At 46.3% G+C, this 24,636-nt stretch carries 20 protein-coding genes; 14 read left to right on the forward strand and 6 right to left on the reverse strand.

What is annotated here, in order from left to right:
* Positions 1 to 554 precede the first annotated feature (554 nt).
* Positions 555 to 1,346 (forward strand): hypothetical protein, encoded by a 792-nt coding sequence (locus tag M1D71_RS04980; RefSeq protein WP_458125511.1) that lies wholly within the window; start codon positions 555 to 557, stop codon positions 1,344 to 1,346.
* A 210-nt stretch (positions 1,347 to 1,556) separates the two neighbouring features.
* Here M1D71_RS04980 and M1D71_RS04985 read toward each other — a convergent pair whose 3' ends face one another.
* Positions 1,557 to 2,072, reverse strand: coding sequence for a type I-C CRISPR-associated protein Cas8c/Csd1 (locus tag M1D71_RS04985; RefSeq protein ID WP_458127168.1), 516 nt, complete (start codon positions 2,070 to 2,072; stop codon positions 1,557 to 1,559).
* 1,405 nt (positions 2,073 to 3,477) lie between these two features.
* A complete protein-coding gene (locus M1D71_RS04990) occupies positions 3,478 to 5,214 on the reverse strand; it encodes a methyl-accepting chemotaxis protein (RefSeq protein ID WP_458127169.1) in 1,737 nt (578 codons plus the stop codon).
* A 430-nt stretch (positions 5,215 to 5,644) separates the two neighbouring features.
* On the opposite strand from M1D71_RS04990, the gene M1D71_RS04995 reads away from it, so the two are divergent.
* Genes M1D71_RS04995 through M1D71_RS05005 form a run of 3 tightly spaced genes read left to right on the forward strand, consistent with a single transcriptional unit; the run spans position 5,645 to position 7,606 of the window.
* A complete protein-coding gene (locus M1D71_RS04995; protein ID WP_458125512.1) occupies positions 5,645 to 6,988 on the forward strand; it encodes a CotH kinase family protein in 1,344 nt (447 codons plus the stop codon).
* Complete coding sequence (locus M1D71_RS05000; protein ID WP_458125513.1) at positions 6,985 to 7,542, forward strand: copper amine oxidase N-terminal domain-containing protein; 558 nt, start codon at positions 6,985 to 6,987, stop codon at positions 7,540 to 7,542. Before M1D71_RS04995 ends, M1D71_RS05000 begins: the two co-directional genes overlap by 4 nt.
* Positions 7,499 to 7,606, forward strand: coding sequence for a stalk domain-containing protein (locus M1D71_RS05005; RefSeq protein ID WP_458127170.1), 108 nt, complete (start codon positions 7,499 to 7,501; stop codon positions 7,604 to 7,606). The genes M1D71_RS05000 and M1D71_RS05005 overlap by 44 nt, the downstream gene beginning before the upstream one ends.
* 93 nt (positions 7,607 to 7,699) lie before the next feature.
* Here the strand turns inward: M1D71_RS05005 and M1D71_RS05010 are convergent, their stop codons facing one another.
* Positions 7,700 to 8,641 (reverse strand): NADP-dependent oxidoreductase, encoded by a 942-nt coding sequence (locus M1D71_RS05010; protein WP_458125514.1) that lies wholly within the window; start codon positions 8,639 to 8,641, stop codon positions 7,700 to 7,702.
* A 393-nt stretch (positions 8,642 to 9,034) separates the two neighbouring features.
* Here M1D71_RS05010 and M1D71_RS05015 point away from each other — a divergent pair, with 393 nt between their 5' ends.
* A complete protein-coding gene (locus M1D71_RS05015; protein ID WP_458125515.1) occupies positions 9,035 to 10,723 on the forward strand; it encodes a methyl-accepting chemotaxis protein in 1,689 nt (562 codons plus the stop codon).
* Between the two features lie 34 nt (positions 10,724 to 10,757).
* Positions 10,758 to 11,402, forward strand: a complete 645-nt coding sequence (locus M1D71_RS05020; protein WP_458125516.1) for a CatB-related O-acetyltransferase — start codon at positions 10,758 to 10,760, stop codon at positions 11,400 to 11,402.
* A gap of 328 nt (positions 11,403 to 11,730) precedes the next feature.
* On the opposite strand, the gene M1D71_RS05025 is transcribed toward M1D71_RS05020, so the two are convergent.
* Positions 11,731 to 12,003, reverse strand: a complete 273-nt coding sequence (locus tag M1D71_RS05025) for an HU family DNA-binding protein (protein WP_036606368.1) — start codon at positions 12,001 to 12,003, stop codon at positions 11,731 to 11,733.
* Positions 12,004 to 12,102: 99 nt separating this feature from the next.
* Positions 12,103 to 12,303 (reverse strand): cold-shock protein, encoded by a 201-nt coding sequence (locus M1D71_RS05030; protein WP_017690333.1) that lies wholly within the window; start codon positions 12,301 to 12,303, stop codon positions 12,103 to 12,105.
* 168 nt (positions 12,304 to 12,471) lie between these two features.
* On the opposite strand from M1D71_RS05030, the gene M1D71_RS05035 reads away from it, so the two are divergent.
* The 7 genes from M1D71_RS05035 (at position 12,472) to mglC (ending at position 22,114) form a co-directional block, all read left to right on the forward strand.
* The gene (locus M1D71_RS05035; RefSeq protein ID WP_458125517.1) at positions 12,472 to 13,362 is read left to right on the forward strand and encodes a tyrosine-type recombinase/integrase; all 891 of its coding nucleotides are present in this window, start codon (positions 12,472 to 12,474) and stop codon (positions 13,360 to 13,362) included.
* A gap of 342 nt (positions 13,363 to 13,704) precedes the next feature.
* Positions 13,705 to 15,312 (forward strand): response regulator, encoded by a 1,608-nt coding sequence (locus M1D71_RS05040; protein WP_458125518.1) that lies wholly within the window; start codon positions 13,705 to 13,707, stop codon positions 15,310 to 15,312.
* Between the two features lie 26 nt (positions 15,313 to 15,338).
* Positions 15,339 to 17,135: a histidine kinase gene (locus M1D71_RS05045; RefSeq protein WP_458127171.1), complete on the forward strand. Its 1,797-nt coding sequence runs from the start codon at positions 15,339 to 15,341 to the stop codon at positions 17,133 to 17,135.
* Complete coding sequence (locus M1D71_RS05050; protein ID WP_458125519.1) at positions 17,113 to 18,285, forward strand: substrate-binding domain-containing protein; 1,173 nt, start codon at positions 17,113 to 17,115, stop codon at positions 18,283 to 18,285. Before M1D71_RS05045 ends, M1D71_RS05050 begins: the two co-directional genes overlap by 23 nt.
* A 150-nt stretch (positions 18,286 to 18,435) precedes the next feature.
* Complete coding sequence (locus M1D71_RS05055) at positions 18,436 to 19,497, forward strand: galactose ABC transporter substrate-binding protein (protein ID WP_458125520.1); 1,062 nt, start codon at positions 18,436 to 18,438, stop codon at positions 19,495 to 19,497.
* Positions 19,498 to 19,573: 76 nt separating this feature from the next.
* Entirely contained in the window at positions 19,574 to 21,079 is a 1,506-nt protein-coding gene (locus tag M1D71_RS05060; protein WP_458125521.1) for a sugar ABC transporter ATP-binding protein, read from the forward strand.
* Positions 21,080 to 21,094: 15 nt separating this feature from the next.
* Positions 21,095 to 22,114, forward strand: a complete 1,020-nt coding sequence (gene mglC / locus M1D71_RS05065; RefSeq protein ID WP_458125522.1) for a galactose/methyl galactoside ABC transporter permease MglC — start codon at positions 21,095 to 21,097, stop codon at positions 22,112 to 22,114.
* Between the two features lie 289 nt (positions 22,115 to 22,403).
* Here the strand turns inward: mglC and M1D71_RS05070 are convergent, their stop codons facing one another.
* A complete protein-coding gene (locus M1D71_RS05070) occupies positions 22,404 to 22,739 on the reverse strand; it encodes a hypothetical protein (RefSeq protein WP_458125523.1) in 336 nt (111 codons plus the stop codon).
* Positions 22,740 to 22,996: 257 nt separating this feature from the next.
* Here M1D71_RS05070 and M1D71_RS05075 point away from each other — a divergent pair, with 257 nt between their 5' ends.
* The gene (locus M1D71_RS05075) at positions 22,997 to 24,568 is read left to right on the forward strand and encodes an ATP-binding protein (protein ID WP_458125524.1); all 1,572 of its coding nucleotides are present in this window, start codon (positions 22,997 to 22,999) and stop codon (positions 24,566 to 24,568) included.
* Positions 24,569 to 24,636: the final 68 nt, after the last annotated feature.

The following is a 24,636-nucleotide window of genomic DNA, read 5'->3' on the forward strand; positions in this document are numbered from 1 at the left end:
GGAGATTCGCACCTCAGTTTTTGTCGAAAACGTCCTTTGTGTGACCTATTGGCAACAGGTGAGTAGGATTTATGCTGATTTTTTAGCAAAATTGATGATGTAACTCTTTCGAATGATTGGAAATACGCATAATATATGAATATTCTAACTTTATGACGTGCGTTTCCGCTGTCGCACTTCGTATGGAGTGCGTGGATTGAAATCATTTTAAATATCCACCCTTTCGTATGGTGTTACATGTCGCACTCTATATGAGTGCGTGGAATGAAATCTTTGCAATAGCGTTGTTACAGGTACGGGTGTCTGGTGGCACCCCGGATGGAATTCAAATTGAATCCTAAAAAAAGTCTTACCTTTCTCATGTTAAGCATGGATAAGTGGGTAGGACTTTTCTATTTCAGAGAAATAAAAATAATTAAGTATAGAAACAATGCCGAAAACTGAGATGTTCTATTAAATGCAGCATATTTTAAGGTCTATTGTTAAACAATAGATTTGACCTATGGTAGAAAAATCAATATAATGTTATTAATTGTAAAATAAGGAGGAAGGGTATGTCGAGGTATTATGATGGATACGGATTAGACTCGACTGTGACACTTCTCAGAATAGCTTATGGTCTTGACAACTGGAGAGAGGTCGTTAAGTTAGGTGAAACACTTTATGAAGAATCACTTCGTATATATAATTTACAAATGTTGACTAAGGAACAGGATATCGTTGAAATACATACACAGCGGGCAATTGTCTATTACATTGGATACAGTCGTTTGATGCAAGGAATAGCGTATCAAAAACTACTAGAGTTTGATAAAGCAAGGGAATGCGTATTGCAATATAGTGATTTTCAGTGGATTAAATTGACTAATCAAGAGACACTTAATGAAATTGAATTTTATAGCGATATAGCCAAGATCAATTTAATCGTTTTGGATTTACTCGAGGGTAATGCTACAAAGCTTGATGAATACGTGGCATACATTCAAAAGTCAAATGGTGAGATCATATCTGGAATATTGACTCTTCTTGAAGCCAATCGTTTAAATAATTTACCTATTAAGAAGTTTGAGTATCTATTTGAAGAACATCGTTTGATTAGTGATATTACCATAATTACTGATATTGATGTTTCTTATTATCTAAAATTTAGTTTTGAGTTGGCACTGTACTATACCCGAAATGATAATAACTCCGATGCAATCGATATCTTACTAAATTGTTTGGCAATATCTCCTAAAATTAATCAGAATAAGATAAAATATGTAGCGCTTTTTGAAAAAATCAGAGAGCAGGCTACACATGCACAGATTAGCTGTTACAAATCTATCTTAGAGGGGATGTTATGATGAAGAAAAGAAATGCTCTAAATATAGTGTATTCAATTGTTTTGGCAACGTTAGCAGCACTCCCAATTGAGAGTATAATGCAGTTATTTAATCATGGCGTTGGTCATTAACTTTTAATAATCTACTGAATACAGAAAATCCGTCCAAAGTATAAACTGACCCCATAAAGACACTTTAAAAAAGTCCCTTTATGGGGTATTTTTGTTGTATTCATGATTTGAGACAAGGGATGAAGATCAACCCAAGAGTAAAAAAACATTTACAGCTTTTCCGGTAGCGATGCAACCAATAACAACTCTCATGCCAGGCTTGCAAGCGATCCAAATACATATCCTGATCCAAACTTCGATAATACATAATCGACATTCGCCCTGGTGTAGCTGCATCCAGTGTCATAAGGGTCACTTCATGCTTGGAGTTATACTCCCCATCATATCGATAGCCACCAATCGCCTTCCTGATTTGCAAAGCAAATTCCTTATGCGTTGTGTCCCCAGCATATGCTTCATCATCATCATCCCATAAGCTAAATGTATCTTCTTGGGGTTCTGGCATATCCAGACTTGTGTTTCCCCACACTAGAAAAACTTTCACATCAATAGTCGTTCCTTGTCGATCAATGAGCCACTTCAGTGCGTTGTGGCCCTTCTGTGAAGCTTCGTAGCTTACTACAGCTGCGTCACGACTGGTACGAAAACGCCCCCTGGGGGATTCGCACCTCGGAATTTGTCGAAAAGGTCTTTATTGTGACCTTTTGGCAATGAACTATAACGGAGAATGAGTTCGTGGTCGCACTCCGTATGGAGTGCGTGGATTGAAATTACATGGAGTATGAGTGGATTCAAGATTAGGGAGGGTCGCACTACGTATGAAGTGCATGAATTGAAATAATGAGCTCGTAAGAGCTATGGACACGGCCCCCTCGTCGCACTCCATACGGGGTGCGTGGATTGAAATAACCCTGCTGGTGGCGGCGGTAACCTGATAACAGCGCCGTCGTACTCCGTATGAGTGCGTGGATTGAAATGTTGATACGCTGGCTGATGAGTTTCTTGTCTGGAGCCTGTCGCACACTCCGTATGGAGTGCGTGGATTGAAATTAACTAAGGAGGCATATACAGATGGAAGGCATATTGTCCCACTCCGTGTGGAGTATGTGGATTGAATATTTGCTCCGTCTATTGTAGCTGCATGTCTCCAGTATCTAATGGCGCTTCAATACCCATATCGATTTCACAGATGGCTGAGCTGTCTGTGTTTTTTTATGGTAACGGACAGCACAATGGTTGCTACAGAAGTGTTGCTGCTCGTTTTTTAGAAAGATCCAGAAATGCCGATTGCATGAATGAAGTACACCAAGGAGCATATTGGCCCAAATAACTGTTCCCTGTTCTTAGGTGTTTAATGAGTTGAATAGCTGATCGTAAAAAGCTCGTAACTATGTCTTAGTTAAATCCGTTTAATAGATTGAGGTGATTGAGAATGAGAATGAAACCATTTAAATATTGGAGCCAGCGTTTGAGTATACTTTTGATTCTAGTCATTATTGTTGGCTGTGGAACATCGAATAAGGGAGAAATAACATCCAAACCTCAGGAAACGGTTACGGAAGAAGTTTCAAAGGAATCAACGAAGAGATGCCCGGGAAGCATTGAATGGATTGATTTTCTGATGTTCAATTTGTTACATACTTTCAAAACAACGAAGGGACCAAAGTGGTACCTGCAGAGCAAATTGGGGATAGGGTAGGGGGAGTGAGCTACATGCTGAACTAGCATGCGTATAAGAAATCCAAGCATGAGACAGGGATTTTTTTACGTGTGCACCTTCAAGATGGAACATCTTTTCGAATGGTCTATTATCCAAAAGCGAATGCTTTCTCAGCAGGTGCATTTGGAACAGAAAAGTTACAATTATTAATCGTTTCTCAGAGAAAAGAAATTAAAGCAGCTGCAGGATTATAGTGGATTGGAGGTTCAACAATCAGTTGATGACACCACTGTCTGTTAAATGAAACCGGGAAGTATAGAACCTACCCTGGTAACAACAAAAAACCAAGGCTTCGAGTTAGTCTCTCATGAGCCTTGGTTTTTTACTGTGTCGTATTACTTTTATCTGTGTCCTATTAATTCTATTCTGCTCGTACTTTAAAGAACGAAATCAGTTCTTGCAGTTGCTCGGATACAACCGAGAGCTCGTCGGAGGCACTCACAATGGCTGCCATGGAGGCTTCCTGCTCTTCAATGGACTGCTCAATTTGTTTACTGCTATTGGCTGCCTTGCTGACATTGGCAGAGAGTTCATCGGCCGTGGCAGACATTTCTTGGGTGCTTGCCGAGATTTCTTCGGTAGAGCTGGAGATATCCTGAATTTGGTTCGCCACTTTATTCGTAGCAGTCAATATATTCTCGAAGAATACGCCAGTCTCTTGCGTGACTTCCAAGCCTTTCGTTACTTCCTTGGAACCCAGTTGCATCGCCTCGGAAGACTGAATGATATCGCGCTGAATTTCCTCAATTAACTGTCGAATTTGCTTCGCTGATTCCTGAGATTGCTCTGCCAGGTTACGTACCTCGCCTGCAACCACGGCAAATCCTCTTCCTTCTTCACCTGCGCGGGCGGCCTCGATCGAAGCGTTGAGGGCCAGCAAATTGGTTTGTCCGGCAATCTCCGTAATCAGATTGACAATGTTGCTAATTTGGTTCGAGTTATTTTCCAAAGACTGAATGGACTCGGATGTATGTTGCACTGCACCGGAGATGAGGCGCATCTGCTCAATGACTTGCTGCATCACTTCATTACCGGCACTGGAACGTTGCTCCATGCTTAGTGCTTCATCTGCCACATCAGCTGAACTGCTGGCAATCGTCTGGACAACCGTTGACATTTCAGTCATCGCGCGAGCACTCTCCACCGAGGCTTTGTCCTGAGATACCATGCCGGTGGATATTTCACGAATGTTGTTGCTGATGGATTGAATATTATCATTATTTTTCGCTGAAATCTCCAATAGTTGTTTGGATGAGTTCGAGAGGTGGTTAGATGTGGCTTGCACCTTGAACATCGTCGTGTTGAATCGTTCGATCATGGCATTGAACTTCTCGTTAATGACACCCAGATCATCTCGCCCTGTATCAATGGTGACATCCAGATTGCCTGTGCTGACTTCCTCGATTCCCTTCATCAGGTTGCGAATCGGCAGCAACGTTCTTTTTAGCAAAATGAATTGCAACACCATGAACAGGATCAGGAAACCGACAAGGAACATTAATCCGTACGTAAGCAGTTTGTTCAGACCTTTTGGAACGGCACTTGCATCGACATCGAAGAAAAGAGCAGCGTAGATGGAGCCGTCAACGTTTTTGATCGGATACACCAGGGATGTCCACGTCCCGTATTCATCGGTGTAGAAATCGCTGAAGGCAGGTTTCCCGTCCTCTTTCATTTGTTTCAGGGCAGCGGAGTTTTCATCAGGCAGCAGGTACATGGCACCTGCGGGCAGATTGCCTTCCTCGAATGGTTCCAACAGGTTGGTTGGAATCGCGATGATGGACGTTCCGTTTCCTTGCTCAAGTTCTGCACCGAAAATGTACGCTTGTGCGATGTTTGGATAGAACTCATGGATGGAATCGAGATAGGCTTTCATCTCCTGCTGTACAGGACCGGCGTAGCTTTTTTCACTGGCGGCTTGGGCGACTTTGGCGATGTCCAGATCGTTATACGATTTCTGGGTGATGACAGTGGCTTGGTCATGCAACTGTTCCACCAGAATGTTCTTTTGTAGCTGGTAAGCCGCGGTAATCAGGATAATACCAATTAAGGTGATGCTACCGAACGAGATCACCAAATTTTTAGCAAAGAAAGGCATGGTACTCCAGCGAAGCTTATTAAACAAAGTTGTTCACTCCTTCTACGATTGTGACGAAGGACTTAACCTGGGCGTTGTACACGCTATGTAATTTTAGATCTAATGTGATACTTCTATAAAACTATCTTGGTAATATATTATGATATTCACGTATATGAACTCCAGGTAAGTTCTACTCCTTTAGTTATATCGTTATTTCGACATACTAATGTTAGATTTTTCAAGTAAAATAGGTCTTATGGACCGGTTCCCTAGAATTAAATTGCGCTTTTACATGACTTCACGTATGTCGATGAAAGCAACTTTAGCACAAAGCCACACGGTGTTTATTGACGATGACTACCATTTAAGATTCGTTAAAGGTTTGTCCTCTACCATGGTTACATAAGCCTCAGCTACTTATCAGAAACCAAGAAGGAGGATTCATCATTTGAATATTTTATTACGAAAAGTTGCAGTAACGGCATTATCCGTCACGATGGTAACGACATCTTTTGGTCTGATCGGAAGTCCAAATGCGGCATTCGCCGCAGAGAGTACAGTGATAACTACGAGTGCAGGCGTGACGCAAGCTTATGAATCGTTGTTCCGGACGGATAACGTCATTGATGTGAATGTAACGATTGATGATGCAGACTGGAAGAGCATGCTCGAAAGCCCGTTGGATAAGGATTACAAGAATGTGAGTGTGGAAGTGGACGGCAACAAGCTGGACAACGTTGGTTTCTCTACCAAGGGGAACCTGACCCTGAAAGCCGTAGCCTCCATGGAAGAATCGGATCGTTACAGCTTCAGATTGAAGTTTGATAAATACGACAAAACACAAACCTTGCTTGGACTAGACAAAATGGTGCTGAATAACAACTACGCTGATCCATCGTATATGCGTGAGGTACTTCACTACGAAGCACTGCGGAGTACTGGCATGGATGTACCGATGACGAATTACGTTAATCTGTATGTTAATGGTGAGCTGGTTGGTTTCTATACTGGCGTTGAAGCTGTGGATGATAGCTATCTGGAGCGCAACTACGGTGAGGATTACGAAGAAGGCGTCCTTTATGATACGGATGAGAAGAGTTATCTTCAATATGAAGAGGGCAGCGACTACAGTACAATTACCAAAGACTTGGGTACGGATAAGGACAAAGCCAAACTGAAAAGCTTCATCCAAACGCTGAACGAGATGCCAGAAGGTGAAAAAGGCGATATCGAGAGCGTGCTGGACGTGGACTCGGCACTTCAATATATTGCAGGCAACATGGTTTTCGGCAACTATGACAGCTATAACGGCGACAAAGGGCACAACTACATGCTCTACAGTGATGCCGACGGCAAGTTCACGGTTGTTCCTTGGGACTTCAACATGTCCTTCAACGGGTACTCGGGTGGAGGCGGACGTGGCACAACAACCGGATCAACCACGACTAACACCAACGCAACGAACGTATCTGTGGACGAGCCTGTACTGGGTATCAGCATGGAAAATGTACCGATGATTAACAACCTGCTTGCTGTGCCGGAGTATAAGGGAAAATATTTGAGCTATGTCAATGAACTGACAGACTATATGGAAGGCATTCAGGATCGTATTACTGGCCTTGCCGCTGAGATTCGTCCTTATGTGGAAGCCGATCCAACGAAATTCTATACGACAGAACAGTTTGAATCCAACATCGCTTATTCTGCCAATGCAGATGCAGCAGGTGGTATGGGTGGCACACCACCGGAAGGATTTGAAGGAATGACACCCCCCGGGGCATGGAAGGCATGACGCCGCCTGAAGGTTTCGAAGGAATGACACCTCCAGATGGGACAACACCACCAACAACGAGTACAGGCACTACGCAGACACGTCCTGGCGGTAACTTTGGCGGCGGTGGAGGCATGGGCTCCATGGCTGCCGGATCACTGACGACATTTGCACTGAACCGTCTTGCGAATCTGCAAGAGCAACTTGGACGTGTAGTGACACCTTTGCCTGAGACTTCGGAAGAGACAGATTCCAATACTTCATCCGGAGCAACGGACAAAACCATTACCGTAACACTCGACGGTAAATCGATCATTTTCCCGGATCAGGACCCGCTGCAGCAAAGTGGCCGAGTGATGGTGCCTTTGAACGCAATCCTCGAAGCAATGGGTGCAGAAGTGACATGGGACAAAACAGCGAAGACCGTCACAGCTATTCTGAATGACCAGACCCTTGTACTCCAGATCGGAAGCAGCACGGCCAACTGTAAATGGAAATGGGGAGACACTCGAAATGGATACACCGGCAATTATTCAAAACAGTCGCACACTCGTGCCTGTACGCTTCATTTCTGAAGGACTGGGATTGACAGTGGACTGGGATCAAATCGCTGCACAAGTAAGCCTTACATCCAAATAAGAAAAATCTCCTGAAGAGCAACGTTGTTGTATGGAGAATGAGAAAAGGGATTCGATGGTCAGATCGAATCCCTTTTTGCTCTGCTTTTTCAGGTTAGACGGAGCGAACATCCAGCAAAATTCGGCCTCGTCCATGTCTGGCCTCACTTTTGGCATGCGCTTGATTCGCTTCACTTAAAGGAAAGATGGAATCAATCTCTGAGCGGAGGGAACCGTTAGCGATTAGCTGAGCGATCGTGTACAGATCCTCTGATGTCGGAAATTTGGAATTAAACTTGGCTGTAACGCCATACTGCGCTGCTTTTTCGGCAGAAGGCAGTTGAGTTAACGATACCAATTTACCTCCGCGTTTCAGAACACCCCATGAGCGGTCTTCGATCTCTCCACCCACAGCGTCAACAACCAGATCAACATGGCTTACCAGTTCTTCGAACACGGATGTTTTGTAATCGATCACCTGATCAGCACCCAGCGAAGCAACAAAATCAACATTGGCTCCTGAAGCTGTTGCGATCACATGAGCCCCTTTCCATTTTGCGAGCTGCACGGCGAATTGTCCGACACCACCCGCAGCCGCATGGATCAGTACCGTTTGCCCTGCTTCCAGCTCACCTTCAGTGAACAATACCTTCCACGCGGACTCGGCTCCGCCTTTGATGGTTGCAGCATCCTCAAAACGAAGGTCGGCCGGCATATGCACCACATCCGTAGCAGGAGCAATGCCATATTCAGCATAACTTCCGTTCACATTACCGAAGACGTGATCTCCTGGCTGGAAGGTAACGACACCTTCCCCCACGGATTCAACGATACCTGACATGGCCGTTCCGGGTGTATAAGGCAGCTCTTTGACAAACACGTTCTGCAACCAGCCATTACGAATCTTCCAGTCCAGCGGAATGGCTCCTGCATACTGAATGCGTACCAGAACTTCTCCGGCAGCTGGATGGGGCATATGGACTTCCTGTTCGAACTGTAATGTCTCTGGGCCCCCGTATTGATAAACTTGGATAGCTTTCATACTAGTTGTATGCATTATTTACACGCTCCAGTCGTTAAGGAATTAGGTTGAAGATGAATATATCTTTTCGTCTTTATTCGTCTGTAGATGTCATAGTGTGCCCAAACTTTCTTACTTATGTTGTCGGCAACTAAAATATATCATCATTTTGTGTGGTTGGCAACACAATATAGATATTTATATACGGATTGTCACTATAAATTTCCAAACCGAAGGACATTCTCACATGATTACGGAGAAAACGTAAAAGATTAGATCTTAAGAGGGTTGATTTGTGATAAAAGTCACTGCGTCATTATAAATTATGTGATCTGTCCTACCGATAAGACTATATGTGATATTCGAAACGGAATCGAAATCGGCTTGAATATCCCCACAATTACATAGGGAAAAGGGTGGCTCACACACATGCGAAGCATGAGCATCGGTACCAAAATTAGTTTGATCGTTGTCAGTATATTTATCGTCTTCTCCTCAGCTGTGGCGATAAGTGTAATCCTGGAGATGAGACAGGGGATTACGACGTTCGCTACAGAGAAGGCGAAGCGAGATCTCGCGATGGCGAATCATATCATTTCATATAAGTATCCAGGAGACTGGGCCATTAAGGACGGGCAATTATTCAAGGGAGATACCGCGCTGGAAGGCAACTTCGAACTGGTGGATGAGATTGGAGAAGCTTCTGGTGACACCGTGACAATCTTCCGAGGTGATGAACGTGTCGCAACGAATGTCATGGTGGACGGAAAGCGTGCTGTAGGCACGAAGGTGTCTGAAGAGGTCGCTCAGACCGTTTTGCAGCAAGGGGAAAGGTACTTTGGTGAAGCTGTGGTTGTAGGTCAGAAATATCAAACGGCCTATGAACCCATCAAGAATGCATCGGGAGAGATAATCGGAATTTTCTATGTAGGCGCTTCTCAGTCGTTAATTGACGTGATTATTTCCTCGTTCCTCAAGACGTTCCTGATTGTATTCCTGCTCGCGATGTTGGTCGCGATTACCCTGATTCTGTTGTATGTTCGCAGGGTAAGAGTACGAATCGAACGGGTATCCATGGCGATTAAGCGTGCGGGTACGGGTGATTTCACACAGCCGGTTGTGGACAACGTCCAAGACGAGATCGGATTGCTGGGCACGGGATACAATGAGATGAGAAGTAATCTGCAGGTCATCATTCAAGGTGGACTTCAGGTTGCGGAGAGAGCGGAGCATTCGACTGGGCTACTACTGAAGATTGCGGACCAGACAGCCAATGAATCGGCCCAGATTGCATCTTCCGTTGAACAAGTGGCTCAAGGAGCCGAGAGTCAGACGATTAGTACGGAAGAGAATCTGCAGGCGATGGAAGAAGTAGCTATAGGCGTACAACGTATGGCAGACAAGGCCTCGAGCATCTCCGATTCAGCATTGTATTCACGCAAACAGGCAGAAACCGGAGGAGAAGCTGTACAGCTGACCGTACAGCAGATGTCTACAATCGCATCCGCCGTTACCACAACGGATGAAGTCATTCGTATGCTGGAAGGGAAGTCGGCACAGATTAGCCAGATGGTTACCTCGATTCATGAGATCGCGAATCAAACGAATCTGCTTGCGCTCAATGCATCCATTGAAGCGGCAAGAGCAGGGGAGCATGGCAGAGGATTCGCCGTGGTGTCTACGGAGGTGCGTAAGCTTGCTGAACAAGCTGGAGACTCTTCGGATCGTATTGAAGAATTAGTTCAAGCCATGGAACAAGACATGAAGCAATCCCTATCGGCCATGTCGAGAGTGAAGGACGAAGTGCAAGAAGGGCTGCGTTTGACCCGCGAAACAGAACAAAACTTCAGCCTGATCCGGGATACGAACCTGCGCATAGCCACAGAGATTGAGGACATGGCTGCGACGAGTGAAGAGATGTCCGCAGGCGTGGAGCAGATCGTTGCTTCCGTACATGAGATCGCTCGCCATGCGCAGACGGCTAGTACCAATTCACAACAGGCAGCTGGATCTGTCCATGAACAGCTTAAGTCGGTAGAACAGATCAAGGCATCTGCGGCTATTTTGTCCGATGTGTCGACAGAGCTGCAGACCTCACTTAGTCCGTTTAAGATTTAATATCTGTTACAATAGGGAAAAGGAGGGACTGCCTATGGCCCCTGATAAAACAAAACTTTTCCCGAACGAGAATATCCGCACGGTATGTTACATTCAAAACCTGCCGCCTCGCTCCAACGTGGACATCGGTGATTATACGTATTATAGCGATAACACGAATCCGCCAGAGCAATTCTATGACAGGATACAGCATCATTATGACTTTATTGGTGATCGTTTGGTCATCGGCAATTTCTGTGCGATAGCAGAAGGAGTGACATTCATCATGAATGGCGCCAATCACCGGATGGAGGGCATGACCACGTATCCTTTCAACATATTCGGTGGAGGATGGGAGCGCGTGACACCCACACTGGAGCAACTTCCATATAAGGGTGATACGGTACTGGGAAATGATGTCTGGCTTGGACAACATGTGACGATCATGCCTGGTGTCACTATTGGAGATGGCGCCATTGTCGCTTCCAATTCGACCGTTGTTAAGGACGTTGAACCTTATACGATTGTTGGTGGTAATCCAGCCAAGACTGTCAAAAAGCGCTTTGACGAAGAAACAATTGCACTGCTGCTCGAACTAAAGTGGTGGGAGAAGGATGAGGTATGGTTGGATACTTATCTGGAACGCCTTGTCTCTTCCTATGATTCACAGACGTTGCGCGAACTTCTGAACAGCAAGTAGCACAGGTGTGAAAAGAAGACAAGAAAATGGCTGGTTCCTGAAGGAGCCATTTTCAAGCAAATCAGGCCCTGGACCGTTTTGAGCGGACCAGGGCCTCTTGTTGTCCAAGATGAAATGTTAGTTTAGCGGGTGGGTGGTCGTAGGATACAATCAGACTTTGTTGATGATGGGGACTTAGAGTGAGTGTGATCTTCTGTATGATCCGGGTTCGTCTGCTTACCTGAATAAAAGTTAATGATATCATCAACGGTAGAAAAGACGACATTTACATCCATATTATCATTGTGTGTTTGAATAAAAACCTCTTTTCAATGGGTTGTTGCGTTGTTTAATTTAAAGCTTCTTTCATGCTTAAGCCTGCTGTGAATACAGGAACTTTACCTGCAGGCAATTGAATTTCTTTGCCTGTTTTCCGGCTTCTTCCGGTTCTTGCCTCACGCTTCTGCACTTCAAATTTCCCGAATCCAACCAGTTGAACTTCTTTACCTTCTTTGAGAGCTTCGAGAATCGAGTCCAGTACAACGGTTACAGCCTTTTCAGCATTCTTTTTGGAGAAACCACCAGCCTTAGCTACTTCTGTGATCAATTGTTCTTTATCCATGGGGAATACCTCTCTTTCATTCTTGGGATGTGAAATCTTTACTGTGCAAAATATGAGTAAATAAAAAGCTGCCTTATTAATAAGGCAGCTTTCATATAATTAAAGTTTAGTAACGTTCTCAGCTTGTGGTCCACGGTTGCCTTGAGTTACTTCAAATTGAACGCGTTGACCTTCGTCCAAAGATTTGTAACCTTCACCTTGAATTGCACTGAAATGAACGAATACGTCTGTTCCTTCTTCAGTTTCGATAAAGCCGAATCCTTTATCCGCGTTGAACCATTTCACTGTACCTGTTTGCATGTGATTCCTCCAAAAAATAAGTTTTTAGCCGATCATTATGACGAGTATAAACTAAAATTGACACTCACCTGGTGCATTTAAACCACAGACTTGATGTCCGCTAATGTATCGATTAATATGATAATACCATGTCCGCTAATATAAGTCAAGATTTGGAGGTATTTTCTAATGAATCAGTCATCAGTGATATCGGTGCAGCGGAAACCGACGATAGAAGAATTCGTACATGTGCTTGCCAATGAGGGAGATTTGCATCCCAAAACCGTGAAGGAATACGCAAGTGATCTGAAGCACTTTATCGAATGGTATAAGGAAAGCACCACGCTCGGTGAAGAATTCACATTGCGAATTGAAGACGTGAACACATCCACTTTAGTCAATTATCGTGAAGATTCACACAAAGTTATGCTTTTGAAGCCAGCTACCATTAACCGGAGATTGATTACGTTGAAGCGTTTTTTCAAATGGGCTGTCCTGGAAGCCGGGCTCAGCAGTGATCCTTCCAAGGCATTGAAATTCATTCCGGAAGACAAAGTCAGTCCACGCCGAATGACAGTCGAAGAAGAACAAGCATTCATCTCCGCGGTGGAGTGCATCAACTCCCTTCGAGACCAGACCATTCTTACCCTTATGTTTCACACAGGTTTGCGCACGATGGAGGTATGCAACCTCACGCCTTATGATATCGAGCTTGGTAAACGGAGTGGTCACCTGACAGTAAGAGCTGACAAGCGCAATGGACAACGAAAGATCCCTTTAAATATGCAGTGTATCGTAATATTGACTCAGTACTTATCCGGACTTGCTAACGACAGTTCTTACCTGTTCCCCTCAGAGAAGACAAATGATCGTTTAACGGAGAGAGCACTGCGCCACCTCATTAAAAAAGTCATGATTACAGCAGGGCTGGAAGGACTGAGTTCACATGACCTACGCCATCGTTTTGGTTACGCCATGGCAGAACATACGCCGCTTCACCTTCTGGCGGAAATCATGGGACACACCAATCCCGATACGACAATGGTTTATGTTAAAGCCTTAAGTGCGAATCATCATTGAAACCAGAATGAAGGATCAAAATTTTAGGTAGAAACAAAACTCCTCTTATTAGAAGTACTTCGAAATTTACCGTGTTTGTATTACTTTAACCTACCCTTAGCATTCATATACTATCCTTAACATGTCACAGAGGCACTGCCCGTCAGGGTTGCCTTACCTCTAATGAAGAAAGCGATTACATATTCCCGATAATATTGTATATTATGATGGCAACCCTGGAACGTATCAACATGAGCATTTTGCATAGATCCCATGAGCGATGAATATCAAATGATGTAAAAGGCTGAGATCTATATTATTAATCGGGATAGGGCCCGTCATATAAAAGGGAGGAATCCGCACGTGTACCGGGTACTGCTGGTGGATGATGAAGAAGATGTGCGCGAAGGGTTAGTGGTGGAGGTCGATTGGGAAGCGCTCGATCTGCGGATTGTCGGTTTGGCTGAAAATGGGCGGGAAGCATTGGAGATGGCGGAACGGGTAGAGCCGGACATTGTGGTGACCGATATCAGCATGCCGTTCATGAATGGTCTGGAACTCGCACAAAGATTGCGGAAGCGAAACCCGCTCGTGAAGGTGGTCATTTTGACCGGATATGATGAATTTGATTATGCCCGGCAAGCCATCTCGCTAAGTGTGGATGAATATCTGCTGAAGCCATTCTCGGCAGGGCATCTCACCGAATTGCTTACAAGGCTGCGTGCCCAGATGGCGGCAGAAGTAGCCGAGCGTGAAGATGTACAGCAGCTGCGTGAGCACTATCATACCAGCTTGCCGCTATTACAGGCAGATCTGATGGCGACCTTGCTCCATCGTCAGAAGTCCTCCACATACATTCACAGTAAAGCCAAACAATGTGGGTTGGATCTGACAGGAGAACGCTATGGCGTATCTGTGTTGACACTGCACATGGACGAAGATGCTGAACTGAAACGGTTTGCTGCACTTAACATTGCAGCAGAAGTATGGGCGGAACACGACGCTGGTCATGCGTTTATGCATCAGGAGACGATCGTCCTGCTCTATGTGGATCGGTGGGGCGGTACAGATGGAGCGAAGCGACAACAGAAGGCATTGGAAAATGTCATGCGAAGCATCAACCACTATTTGCGCATCCCGGCGACGGTAGGATCTGGGCAGATCGTGAATACACTTGCGGATGTGAATCATGCCTATGAAGATGCCATGCTGGCACTGGATTACCGGCTTGTACCCGGAACGGATTCTATTATATATATTGCGGATGTGGAGCGTCAGACGGCTGGCAAGCTACGGTTTGATGAGTTGAAGCAGCAGACGCTGACACGTTGTCTGAAGGCAGGTACGCAGGCGGAGCTGGAGGAAGGGCTAGAGATCATTTTCCGGGAAATTACCGTCGAACATAGTCGAAGTGATATTCAACTGTATCTGATTGAAGTGTTAACGACGGTATGGAAGGCAGCGCAGGCATCAGGAGAAGAGATGGAAGATATCTTCGGTGCAGGGTTCCAGTTATATGCGGATCTGTTCCGACTACCGGGACTTACTGAGGCACAGAGGAAGGTGCGGGAGGTCTGTCTGCTTGTACAACATCGCATTGCTAGCGGACGCCAGCATGTATATAAGGATATTGTCGAGCAGGCGTTAGTCTTCACGAAAGAGCATTATGCTGACCCGGACCTGTCCATTCAGAAAGTGTGCGGACATCTGCACATCAGCTCTGGTTATTTTTGTGGCATTTTCAAAAAAGAAGTGCAGCTCACTTTCCTGCAATACCTGATGCAGATCCGGATGGAGGCAGCCCGGGAACTGCTTCGCTCGACAGAGCTGAAGTCGTTTCAGATTGCGGAGCAGGTTGGCTTCGCCGAACCGAATTATTTCAGTTTTTGTTTCAAAAAACATATCGGTGTCTCGCCCAAAGAATATCGTAAACAGGCTTCTCTGGCAGCAAGTGAAGGTTCGATCCGATGAGATCATTGGTCATATGGGTGAAGTCTATGGGACTTCAGTTACGCTCTCGTCTGCGTTCGTCCAGGGTCAGCAGTATCCGGTTTATTATTACATGGTCCTTCTCCGTCTTCATCGTCTTGGTGCTGACGATCATGGCGTTGCTTCTGCATGACAAGTTCACTCAGGCTGCCGAACGAAGCGCGGAACTGACGACGAGACAGATTGTGGATCAGGTTAGCTATAATCTGGAGGATTACGTACGCAGTATGTCTCATCTGTACCGTGCCATTGAGGAACACATGCTGCGTGACGGGACATGGGAAGGGGAGCAGGTGGACAAACAGCTGGACACACTGCTCAGCAGTCGTGAGGATATCATCTCCATAACTCTGCTTGATTCCAATGGTCAATTGCTGAAGAACAGACCTACAGCTGAATTAAAAACCAGTGCCCATGTGACACAACAAGGGTGGTTTCAGTCTGCGCTCCGCGTGCCAGATCATCTTAGTTTCTCGCTACCTCATATTCAGAACATGTACACAGGCCCATACAAATGGGTCGTTTCCATGAGCAAAGGCATAACCATACGGCAAAATGGTCAGGACCGACAGGTCATCCTGCTGGTCGATATCAATTTCAAACAGATGGATGAACTGAGCCGTCGGGTCAGTCTGGGGCAACGGGGGTATGTCTATATCATCGATGAGAGCGCGGGCAATATTGTATACCATCCGCAGCAGCAATTGATGTATATGGGGCTCAAAAGTGAGAATATCGAACAGGCTTTGGTGGCTACTGGCAGTTATGAAGATGAGGCAGATGGGCAGAAAAGGCTGAATACCGTGAAGTCCGTTGCCAATATTGGGTGGAAAATCGTTGGTGTCGCCTATCTGGATGAGATAATGACCACCCGTCAGGAAGTGAACGGATATCTCATTCGTGTACTGGTCGTTGTCCTGGTGTTGGTTATTATCGTGTCCCTGTTTCTATCCTCCAGTCTGACTCGCCCAATCCGGCGAATGGAACGCAAGATGAAGGCCGTGGAGCGTGGGGATTTTAACGTGGAGTTGCCTATTGAAGGGCCGCTGGAGGTGGAACGTCTATCCCGCCGCTTTAATCTGATGGTCAATAAAATCCGAACCCTAATGGATGAGATCATCCATGAACAGGAGCAAAAGCGGCGTCTGGAGCTGGAGGCTTTGCAGGCTCAGATTAATCCACATTTTCTATACAATACACTTAATTCTGTGGTGCGCATGGTAAGCATGAGTCGTAATGAGGAAGTGATTACGATGATCACGTCACTCTCGCGCCTGTTCCGCATCAGTCTGAGTCAAGGCAAAACAATTATAACGATCAGGGAAGAGCTGGAGCATGCGCAGCATTATTTGACGATTCAGCAGATGAGGTTCAAGCGTAAATTCAACTTTACGATTAAGGCCGATAATGCACTTCTGGATTGCCTGACATTGAAGCTGGTGCTCCAGCCCTTGATTGAGAATGCTATTGTTCACGGCATCGAGTACCACATGGATGAGGGATGTATTGAGGTCGATGTCTATCGTGAGGATAACAAGCTGGTGTTTCGCATTATAGATAATGGGGTCGGCATGACGGAAGAACAGATGTCGGGATTATTGAGTGGCAGTCCGGTTGTCAAAAGCGGTGCAGGATCAGGGGTAGCTGTCCGCAACGTACATGATCGAATTCGGCTCTATTACGGGGAGGCATATGGCCTTGAATTTGACAGTGAGTTGGAAGAAGGCACCACGGTCTGGATGCGGATTCCCATTCAATCGCAGCAGAAGGAGGGCGAGCCTGATGACGGTCAATCAAGTGAATAGGAACGATGCCGATAGCGTTGAAGGATTGAACATCCGTGCGTTTTTGAAAAAGATTGGTGCGAGCTTCCGGCGAATTCGGAAACGTCGATTGGTAATCCTGACAGCTGCAAGCTGCTGTCTGCTACTATGCGCGGCCTGTGGCATACCGATTCCCGATGACCGTACATTACCGCCACGTATCGCGCTAATTACGCCAGCTGGGACAGGGGAACTTGCGGAAGCCATCCGGCTTGGTGCCGAAGCGGCTGCCAAAGAGAGCGGGGTAGAACTAATGACCGTGGAAGCCTACCCTTCCGACGGTAATGTGTACACGCCCTCCATTCTGGACTCCGTTGGCAATCAGATACACCTTAAGCAGGCCAATGCAGACCGCCGAACGTTGTCTCGCAATGCGCGGGAGCAGGCTCAGGTGGAAGCCGCCGCCTTGGCTCTGAAGCATGGAGCATCAGCTCTATTAGTCGATCCCCTGAGCGAGACGGCACTCAGCGACATTATTCAGGAGGCGCAGGCAACGAATTCCGATGGAGCGATCGTTCCCGTCATTGTGCTTAACGATGAATTTCCTGTGAAAGGCATCACCAGCGTCATCTCCATGGATAATGTGGAGGCTGGACGGCAAGCAGGGCAGGCCATGGCGGAGTTGTTGGAAGGACGGGGGCATGTGGCTTTATTGGGTCCAGATCCTCTTAATTCCGGTCTGATTCACAGAGAGCAGGGTGTTATGGAAGTCCTGGAACAGTATCCTGACATCCAAGTGGAACCCAAATCGGTATGCAATACCCGGGACGGGTGTTGGCAGGCGGCGAAGCAGCTGCTGGACCAACAGCAGGTAGATGGTTTCATTGCCCTTCAAGAACCGGCTTCTCTGGGAGCAGCGGATGAACTGAATCGACGCAAGTCTGCGGATAAGGTTAAGATTGTTGGATTCGGCAGTGAACAACAGCAATTGGAGCAGCTGCAGGAAGGGGTCTTTGAGCATCTCATCGTCCAGAATGGATACAGTGCAGGTTATCTGGGAATGATTCAAGCCGTTGCGCGGCTGAACAATGAACAGGTGCAGGCGAGAGTGCTACTTGAGACGAAGCTGGTTAGTACAGACAATATGTTCTGGATGGATAACCAGAAGCTGCTGTTTCCTTTTGTACAATAAACGAATGCGGAATGATGAAATGAAGCCATTTCTTAACTTGAGGAAGATTTCGATAGAACAGGTGAAGATATTGTATTCGAATTTAATGTAAACCCTTTCATAATAAAGACATCGGTGAAGCCGAATGAACTTGGGGGAGGTCATTAGGATATGAAGAAAACGTGGATGACACTGTTGATTACGGCATGTATGGTTGTGGCGGCGGGTTGTAGCAGCGGCGGAGACAGTGCAGGTGGCAGTACGGGAACAGATACGGGAGGTCAGACAGCAGCCGGGACGGAAACACCGAAGATTGGTGTCGCTATCTACAAATTCGATGATACGTTCATGACGGGTGTACGTAATGCGATGAACGCAGCAGCGGAAGGTATTGCGACCCTGGATATCGTGGATAGTCAGAATGCACAGCCCACCCAGAATGAGAAAGTCGATCTGTTTGTATCCAAGAAATATAACGCAATGGCTGTGAATCCGGTAGACCGTACGGCGGCAGGCGTCATCATTGACAAGGCCAAGGCCGCGAACATTCCAGTCGTGTTTCTCAACCGTGAGCCGGTAGCGGAAGACATGAACAAGTGGGATAAAGTGTACTATGTAGGAGCAAAAGCGGAAGAGTCCGGTACGATCTCCGGACAGCTGATTGTGGATTACTGGAAAGCACATCCGGAAGCAGACAAAAACGGCGATGGCAAACTGCAATATGTCATGCTGAAAGGGGAACCGGGCCACCAGGATGCAGAGCTTCGAACCAAATATTCAGTTCAGGCGATCCAGGATGCCGGTATCGAAGTGGAAGCACTGGCGGAAGATACTGCGATGTGGGACCGCGTGAAAGGTCAGGAGAAAATGCAAGCGTTCCTGGCTTCGCATGGCGACAAGATTGAAGCCGTTCTCGCGAACAATGATGACATGGCGCTTGGAGCCATTGAGGCATTGAAAGCAGCCGGATACTTCAAGGATGGCAAATCAATGCCGGTGGTAGGTGTGGATGCAACAGCCCCTGCCATTCAGGCTCTACAGGATGGTACGATGCTGGGCACGGTACTTAATGATGCCAAGAATCAGGGTGCAGCCACGGTTGCTCTGGCTTCTGTCCTTGCCAAAGGGGAGACACCAACGAAGGAAAATACCAAATACGACATTACAGATGGGAAATACGTCTGGATAGCATACAAAAAAATTACGAAAGACAACATCGCCGACGCCCAATAACAGCAGTAGACAGGGACGTCCGTCATTCGGGTAGCGTCCCTTTTTTTGCCGGTCATATGGAAGGGGAGGATACAAGATGGAATCACCTTACCTGCTGGAGATGAATGGAGTTTCCAAAGCATTTCCGGGTGTGCAGGCACTAAGTCAAGTCACGTTGAAGGTGAAGCCGGGAACGGTTCACGCCTTGATGGGAGAGAATGGAGCGGGCAAATCCACGCTGATGAAATGTCTGTTCGGCATGTATCGACCAGATGAAGGAACGATACGCATCGAAGGAAGGGACGTGGATATTCCCAATTCCAAAGCAGCACTTCAGCAAGGGATATCCATGATTCATCAGGAGCTGAATCCGGTCCCGTATCGTCCGGTGATGGAGAATATCTGGCTGGGCCGTTTTCCGATGAGGGGAATACTGGTGGACGAGAAACGGATGTATACCGATACACTGGCTCTGTTCAAAGACTTGAACCTGGATATTGATCCGAAGGCTCAAGCCGGAACACTGTCTGTCTCCAAGATTCAATCGATGGAAATCGCCAAGGCGGTCTCTTTTCAATCCAAAGTCATCGTCATGGATGAGCCAACTTCTTCCCTGACAGGCAAGGAAGTGGACCAGCTCTTCGCCATTATTAATGAACTACGCAGTCGCGGCGTGTCCATTATCTACATTTCCCACAAGATGGAGGAGATCCTGACGATCTCGGATGAAGTCACGATCATGCGTGATGGCTTCGTTGTTGGTACATGGGATGCTGCTGATTTAACAACAGATCTGATCATCACACGCATGGTGGGTCGTGACATGGACGAACGATTCCCGGAACGGACGAACGTACCCGGTGAAGTCATACTGAAGGCAGAGGGTCTGACATCGAATCAGTCGAAATCGTTTCGGGATGTATCCTTTGAGCTGCGAAAAGGCGAAGTGCTCGGCATTGGCGGCCTGGTTGGAGCACAGCGGACAGAATTGATTGAGTCTTTGTTCGGACTGCGCGGTCTCGCTTCAGGTCAGATTTCGATCCATGGACGCAAAGTAAAGATTAATTCTCCCGCTGCCGCAAAGCGTTACAACATTGCTTTGCTCACGGAAGAACGAAGGGTGACAGGGATATTCCCTGTGTTGTCGGTGTATGAGAATACAATTATCGCAAGTCTTGGCCGTTACAAAAATCGCATAGGTTTGTTGAATGAGAAAATGGGCCGCGAGGAAGCAAGGGAGCAGACACAGAAGTTTAGAACCAAAACGCCTTCGGTTAACACGCTAATTCGAAACCTGTCTGGTGGTAATCAACAGAAAGTTCTACTGGCCCGCTGGTTGCTGACCAACCCGGAGATTCTGCTGCTGGATGAACCGACGCGTGGAATCGATGTAGGGGCCAAATTCGAGATTTACACCATTATTACGGAACTGGCTCGTCAGGGCAAAAGCATTATCATGATTAGCTCAGAGATGCCTGAGCTTCTGGGCATGTCGGATCGCATCATGGTGATGAGCGAAGGGCGTCTCACCGGAATTGTGGACGGAGCCGAGGCAACAGAGCAGGATATTATGAGGCTGGCCGCGCAGCAGCGGATGGCTTAGTCAGGAGGGAAACAGATGAACACACAGGTGATCAATCAAGTGAAACAATATGTAACACAGCGCGCCATCTTTATCGTACTGATTCTGCTCATCATTGGCATTGCCATCGCTGATCCGAACTTCCTTGCTTTTTCCACACTACGGGATATATTACAGCAGTCCTCCACAAGAGCCATTATTGCACTCGGTGCAGCCTTCATCCTGGTTACAGGAGGGGTCGATCTCTCTGCTGGTCGGGTTGTCGGGCTGACGGCTGTCGTATCGGCATCGATGCTTCAGATTGACGAGTATGCCAACCGTTTCTTCCCTGATCTGCCACATTTGCCAGTGTTATTGCCGATTCTGGTTGGAATCACTGTTGGCCTGTTCGTGGGATTGGTGAATGGCCTCATTGTCGCCAAATTACATGTGCCTCCTTTTATCGCAACGCTGGGTACGATGGTTGCCGTGTATGGACTAAACTCGATTTATTTTGATACGGAACCCAATCAGTCGCAGCCAATTGGAGGATTGAGACCAGACTTCACCGTCATTGGTTCTGGATACATTGATCTGGGCGGTGGGTATTCCATTCCTTATATCGTCCTGATTGCTATTGCGGTGGCGTTAATCTGCTGGTTGATCTTTAACAAAACACGTCTCGGCAAAAACATGTACGCGATTGGTGGCAACATTCAGGCAGCGCATGTATCCGGAATTCATGTAGCACGTAATCTGGTTGCCCTGTATGCCATTGCGGGTGCGTTGTATGGTCTGGGTGGTGTGCTTGAGGCTGCACGGACAGGTGGAGCTACGAACAATTACGGTAACATGTATGAGCTGGATGCGATTGCTGCATGTGTGGTAGGCGGTGTATCAACAGCTGGGGGTATTGGTACGGTGCCTGGTGTTATGGCGGGGGTACTGATCTTCGGGGTCATTAACTATGGTCTGACGTTTATCGGTGTAAGTCCATACTGGCAGCTGATTATCAAAGGATTGATCATTGTTGCTGCGGTGGCTTTTGATATCCGTAAGTATATGGCGAAGAAATAAAAAGGATATGAGATGAACGTGAAAAGGTTACACCGTTGTACTCCGAGTGCAGTACCATCTTCCGATCGCTGTTATCCCCGGATTTTTTGATTCCCTTCTAAAGAAGTGAAAATCCGGGGATAAAGGCGAGGTGTATGCTTCCGAAGTAGCTTTCTTTCAGAAAGCTTTTAGCTCCGCTTCTTCAGATTGGTTCTGCACTCTACGTTATCGTGTGAAAATTCCATTTATCTTATATGGAAAAGCAGCAAAGAAGCCAGCCCTCGGAATATAGAGAGCTGGCTTTAAGCGTTTAACCATTGACCATCCAATCGATAACGGGGATAACTGGTCCAATGATACATAAGAGCAACATAAATCCGGCGACGTTATAAGATACATTTGTGCCAAAGTGCGCACGATATTTTTTTGCGATCAAGAAAGTCGGAATCCAGAAGAGGGCTGCTACCACAAAAGGAATGTGAAGTCCTTGAGTTCCGTTGCTATAGATAGGCATGTTTATTAAGTTGAACAGGTAATGACTGATCATAAAATCTGCTTTTCCCCATTGGAAGTTAAAGGCGAGACCCATCAACAGTACGAGTAGAGAGAGCGTTCCGAGGCCCAGTGGTTTTCGTTGTGTTGGCATACAGCTTCCTCCATAACCAAGATTTTATCCTAAATTAATCCATAAATGTATTGTAGCATAATAGTGATCCATGCGTAGAGGAATTGTTTCACTTTTGTCGATTACAATTCATGCATATGTCCTATTGCCTTCATAAATTATACATTCGTGCGAATTTGACGAACCTCCATTAATCGACAACATCAGCTAATCATAATCGATATAATACATGTACATAAGTTGTTAGATGTGAGTTTTGTCAAAGGGGGCGAGGCTATTTGCTAAATTACAAGATGAAAATGGTGATATTCCCGCTGGGCTGTCTGCTTGTCATTCTGTCCTCTTATGTTCTAAAGCTTACCCCTAATCTGGCATTATTGTTGATTTCGGGTGCCCTGTTGGTTGCAAGTATCTATGGCGAGAAAAGATATCCTGTGCTGCGAAATGTTCATTGGATTTTTCTCGGAATATTCCATTACTTCAGTCAACTGAACTGGTGCAACATGCTGTATTATATGCTGATCATTTCAATGATTCAGGACAAACAACGTGTGGCACAAACATTACCGATCTCACTACTGTTCATGCTGCAATATACTGTGATTCGGCTCTCCTACGTGCCTATAGATACATATACTTTGCTGGTTTCGTTATTCGATCTGTTAACTACGGTTGTGATTATTTTCTTGTATCATACCTTGATTAACAGTGAGGCTGAGAAGCGCAGACTTCGAGAGAAAAATCGGTTTCTTACCCTTCATGATCCACTAACCGGACTATTGAACTATGAAGGTTATATGGAGGTGCTGCGGAAGACGGTGGAGGAACAACGTTCCTTTTTGCTTGTTCTTTTGAATGTCAATAATTTTAGCGGATTTAAGAAAGAGTCAGAAGATCCCTGGTGTTCAGTAATTACGGGTACAGGCAAAATTATTACCAATCAGTTCCCGGAGGCCTATGGTATATCCCGGTATGCGGGGGACCGTTTTGCGGTTGTTTTGCCAGAAATACAAAATATTGAAGAACGTATGACGTCCTTACTATCAGATCGGCTTCAGGGGTTGCAAGTAAGTTATAGCATCTCGTTGTACCCGGAAATGTCAGAGACATTGCAGCAATTCATGACGGTTGCTGAGGACAGGTTGCTTCAACAGCAGCGGAGTAAATGGCTGAAAAATGAAGAAGAAGTATTCCGTTCCGAAAGGCTAAGGGCCGTAGGTGAATTGGCCGCTGGTATGGCTCACGAAATTCGGAACCCGCTCACCGCCATTCGGGGATTCCTGCAACTGTCACGTGGACAAGCGTACAATATCGCGCCTTGGTATGAAGTGATTATGGGTGAGGTAACGAGGGTAACCGATCTGACGGCTGAATTTTTACAGTTTTCCAAACCACAAGCCAACCATATGAAGCCCGAAAAGCTCGGACACTGCCTTGAACGAGTCATGTCGCTGACCGAGTCGGATGCGGCATCCCGAGGGCATCGAATTACGCTCGAAATGACTAGTGAGCTAGTCGTGGTCAATATGGATCGGGATAAGATTGTGCAGGTATTAATTAATCTGATTCGTAACGCTTTTGAAGCGATGACAGATCCCGGTGAGGTTCGTATGGATCTGTTACAGGACGGGGACGCAGTGCTCATCTCGGTTACAGACACGGGAAGTGGTATTCCGGAAAATTCGCTTTCTACGATCTTTAATCCGTTTTATACGACTAAAGAAGAAGGTACAGGACTTGGACTGGCCCTCTGCCAGAAGATCGCCCAAGATCATAACGGGAAAATTACTGTCCATAGTGAACTGGGGATTGGTTCCACCTTCACACTTCATCTGCCAATGGAGATGTAACTCGTATAACAGACCCAGGAATAGCAGCAACAAAATCACTTATTAAAAAAAACGCCGCATGGGTCCTG

This window comes from Paenibacillus sp. Z3-2, assembly GCF_054161325.1.

What these genes read in the sequence shown, in the direction of transcription:
- M1D71_RS04980 (WP_458125511.1), top strand. Translation starts at nt 555, where the DNA reads ATGTCGAGGTATTATGATGGATACGGATTAGACTCGACTGTGACACTT.
- M1D71_RS04990 (WP_458127169.1), bottom strand. Translation starts at nt 5,214, where the DNA reads ATGCCTTTCTTTGCTAAAAATTTGGTGATCTCGTTCGGTAGCATCACC.
- M1D71_RS05000 (WP_458125513.1), top strand. Translation starts at nt 6,985, where the DNA reads ATGACGCCGCCTGAAGGTTTCGAAGGAATGACACCTCCAGATGGGACA.
- M1D71_RS05010 (WP_458125514.1), bottom strand. Translation starts at nt 8,641, where the DNA reads ATGCATACAACTAGTATGAAAGCTATCCAAGTTTATCAATACGGGGGC.
- M1D71_RS05015 (WP_458125515.1), top strand. Translation starts at nt 9,035, where the DNA reads ATGCGAAGCATGAGCATCGGTACCAAAATTAGTTTGATCGTTGTCAGT.
- M1D71_RS05020 (WP_458125516.1), top strand. Translation starts at nt 10,758, where the DNA reads ATGGCCCCTGATAAAACAAAACTTTTCCCGAACGAGAATATCCGCACG.
- M1D71_RS05025 (WP_036606368.1), bottom strand. Translation starts at nt 12,003, where the DNA reads ATGGATAAAGAACAATTGATCACAGAAGTAGCTAAGGCTGGTGGTTTC.
- M1D71_RS05030 (WP_017690333.1), bottom strand. Translation starts at nt 12,303, where the DNA reads ATGCAAACAGGTACAGTGAAATGGTTCAACGCGGATAAAGGATTCGGC.
- M1D71_RS05035 (WP_458125517.1), top strand. Translation starts at nt 12,472, where the DNA reads ATGAATCAGTCATCAGTGATATCGGTGCAGCGGAAACCGACGATAGAA.
- M1D71_RS05045 (WP_458127171.1), top strand. Translation starts at nt 15,339, where the DNA reads ATGGGACTTCAGTTACGCTCTCGTCTGCGTTCGTCCAGGGTCAGCAGT.
- M1D71_RS05050 (WP_458125519.1), top strand. Translation starts at nt 17,113, where the DNA reads ATGACGGTCAATCAAGTGAATAGGAACGATGCCGATAGCGTTGAAGGA.
- M1D71_RS05055 (WP_458125520.1), top strand. Translation starts at nt 18,436, where the DNA reads ATGAAGAAAACGTGGATGACACTGTTGATTACGGCATGTATGGTTGTG.
- M1D71_RS05060 (WP_458125521.1), top strand. Translation starts at nt 19,574, where the DNA reads ATGGAATCACCTTACCTGCTGGAGATGAATGGAGTTTCCAAAGCATTT.
- mglC (WP_458125522.1), top strand. Translation starts at nt 21,095, where the DNA reads ATGAACACACAGGTGATCAATCAAGTGAAACAATATGTAACACAGCGC.
- M1D71_RS05070 (WP_458125523.1), bottom strand. Translation starts at nt 22,739, where the DNA reads ATGCCAACACAACGAAAACCACTGGGCCTCGGAACGCTCTCTCTACTC.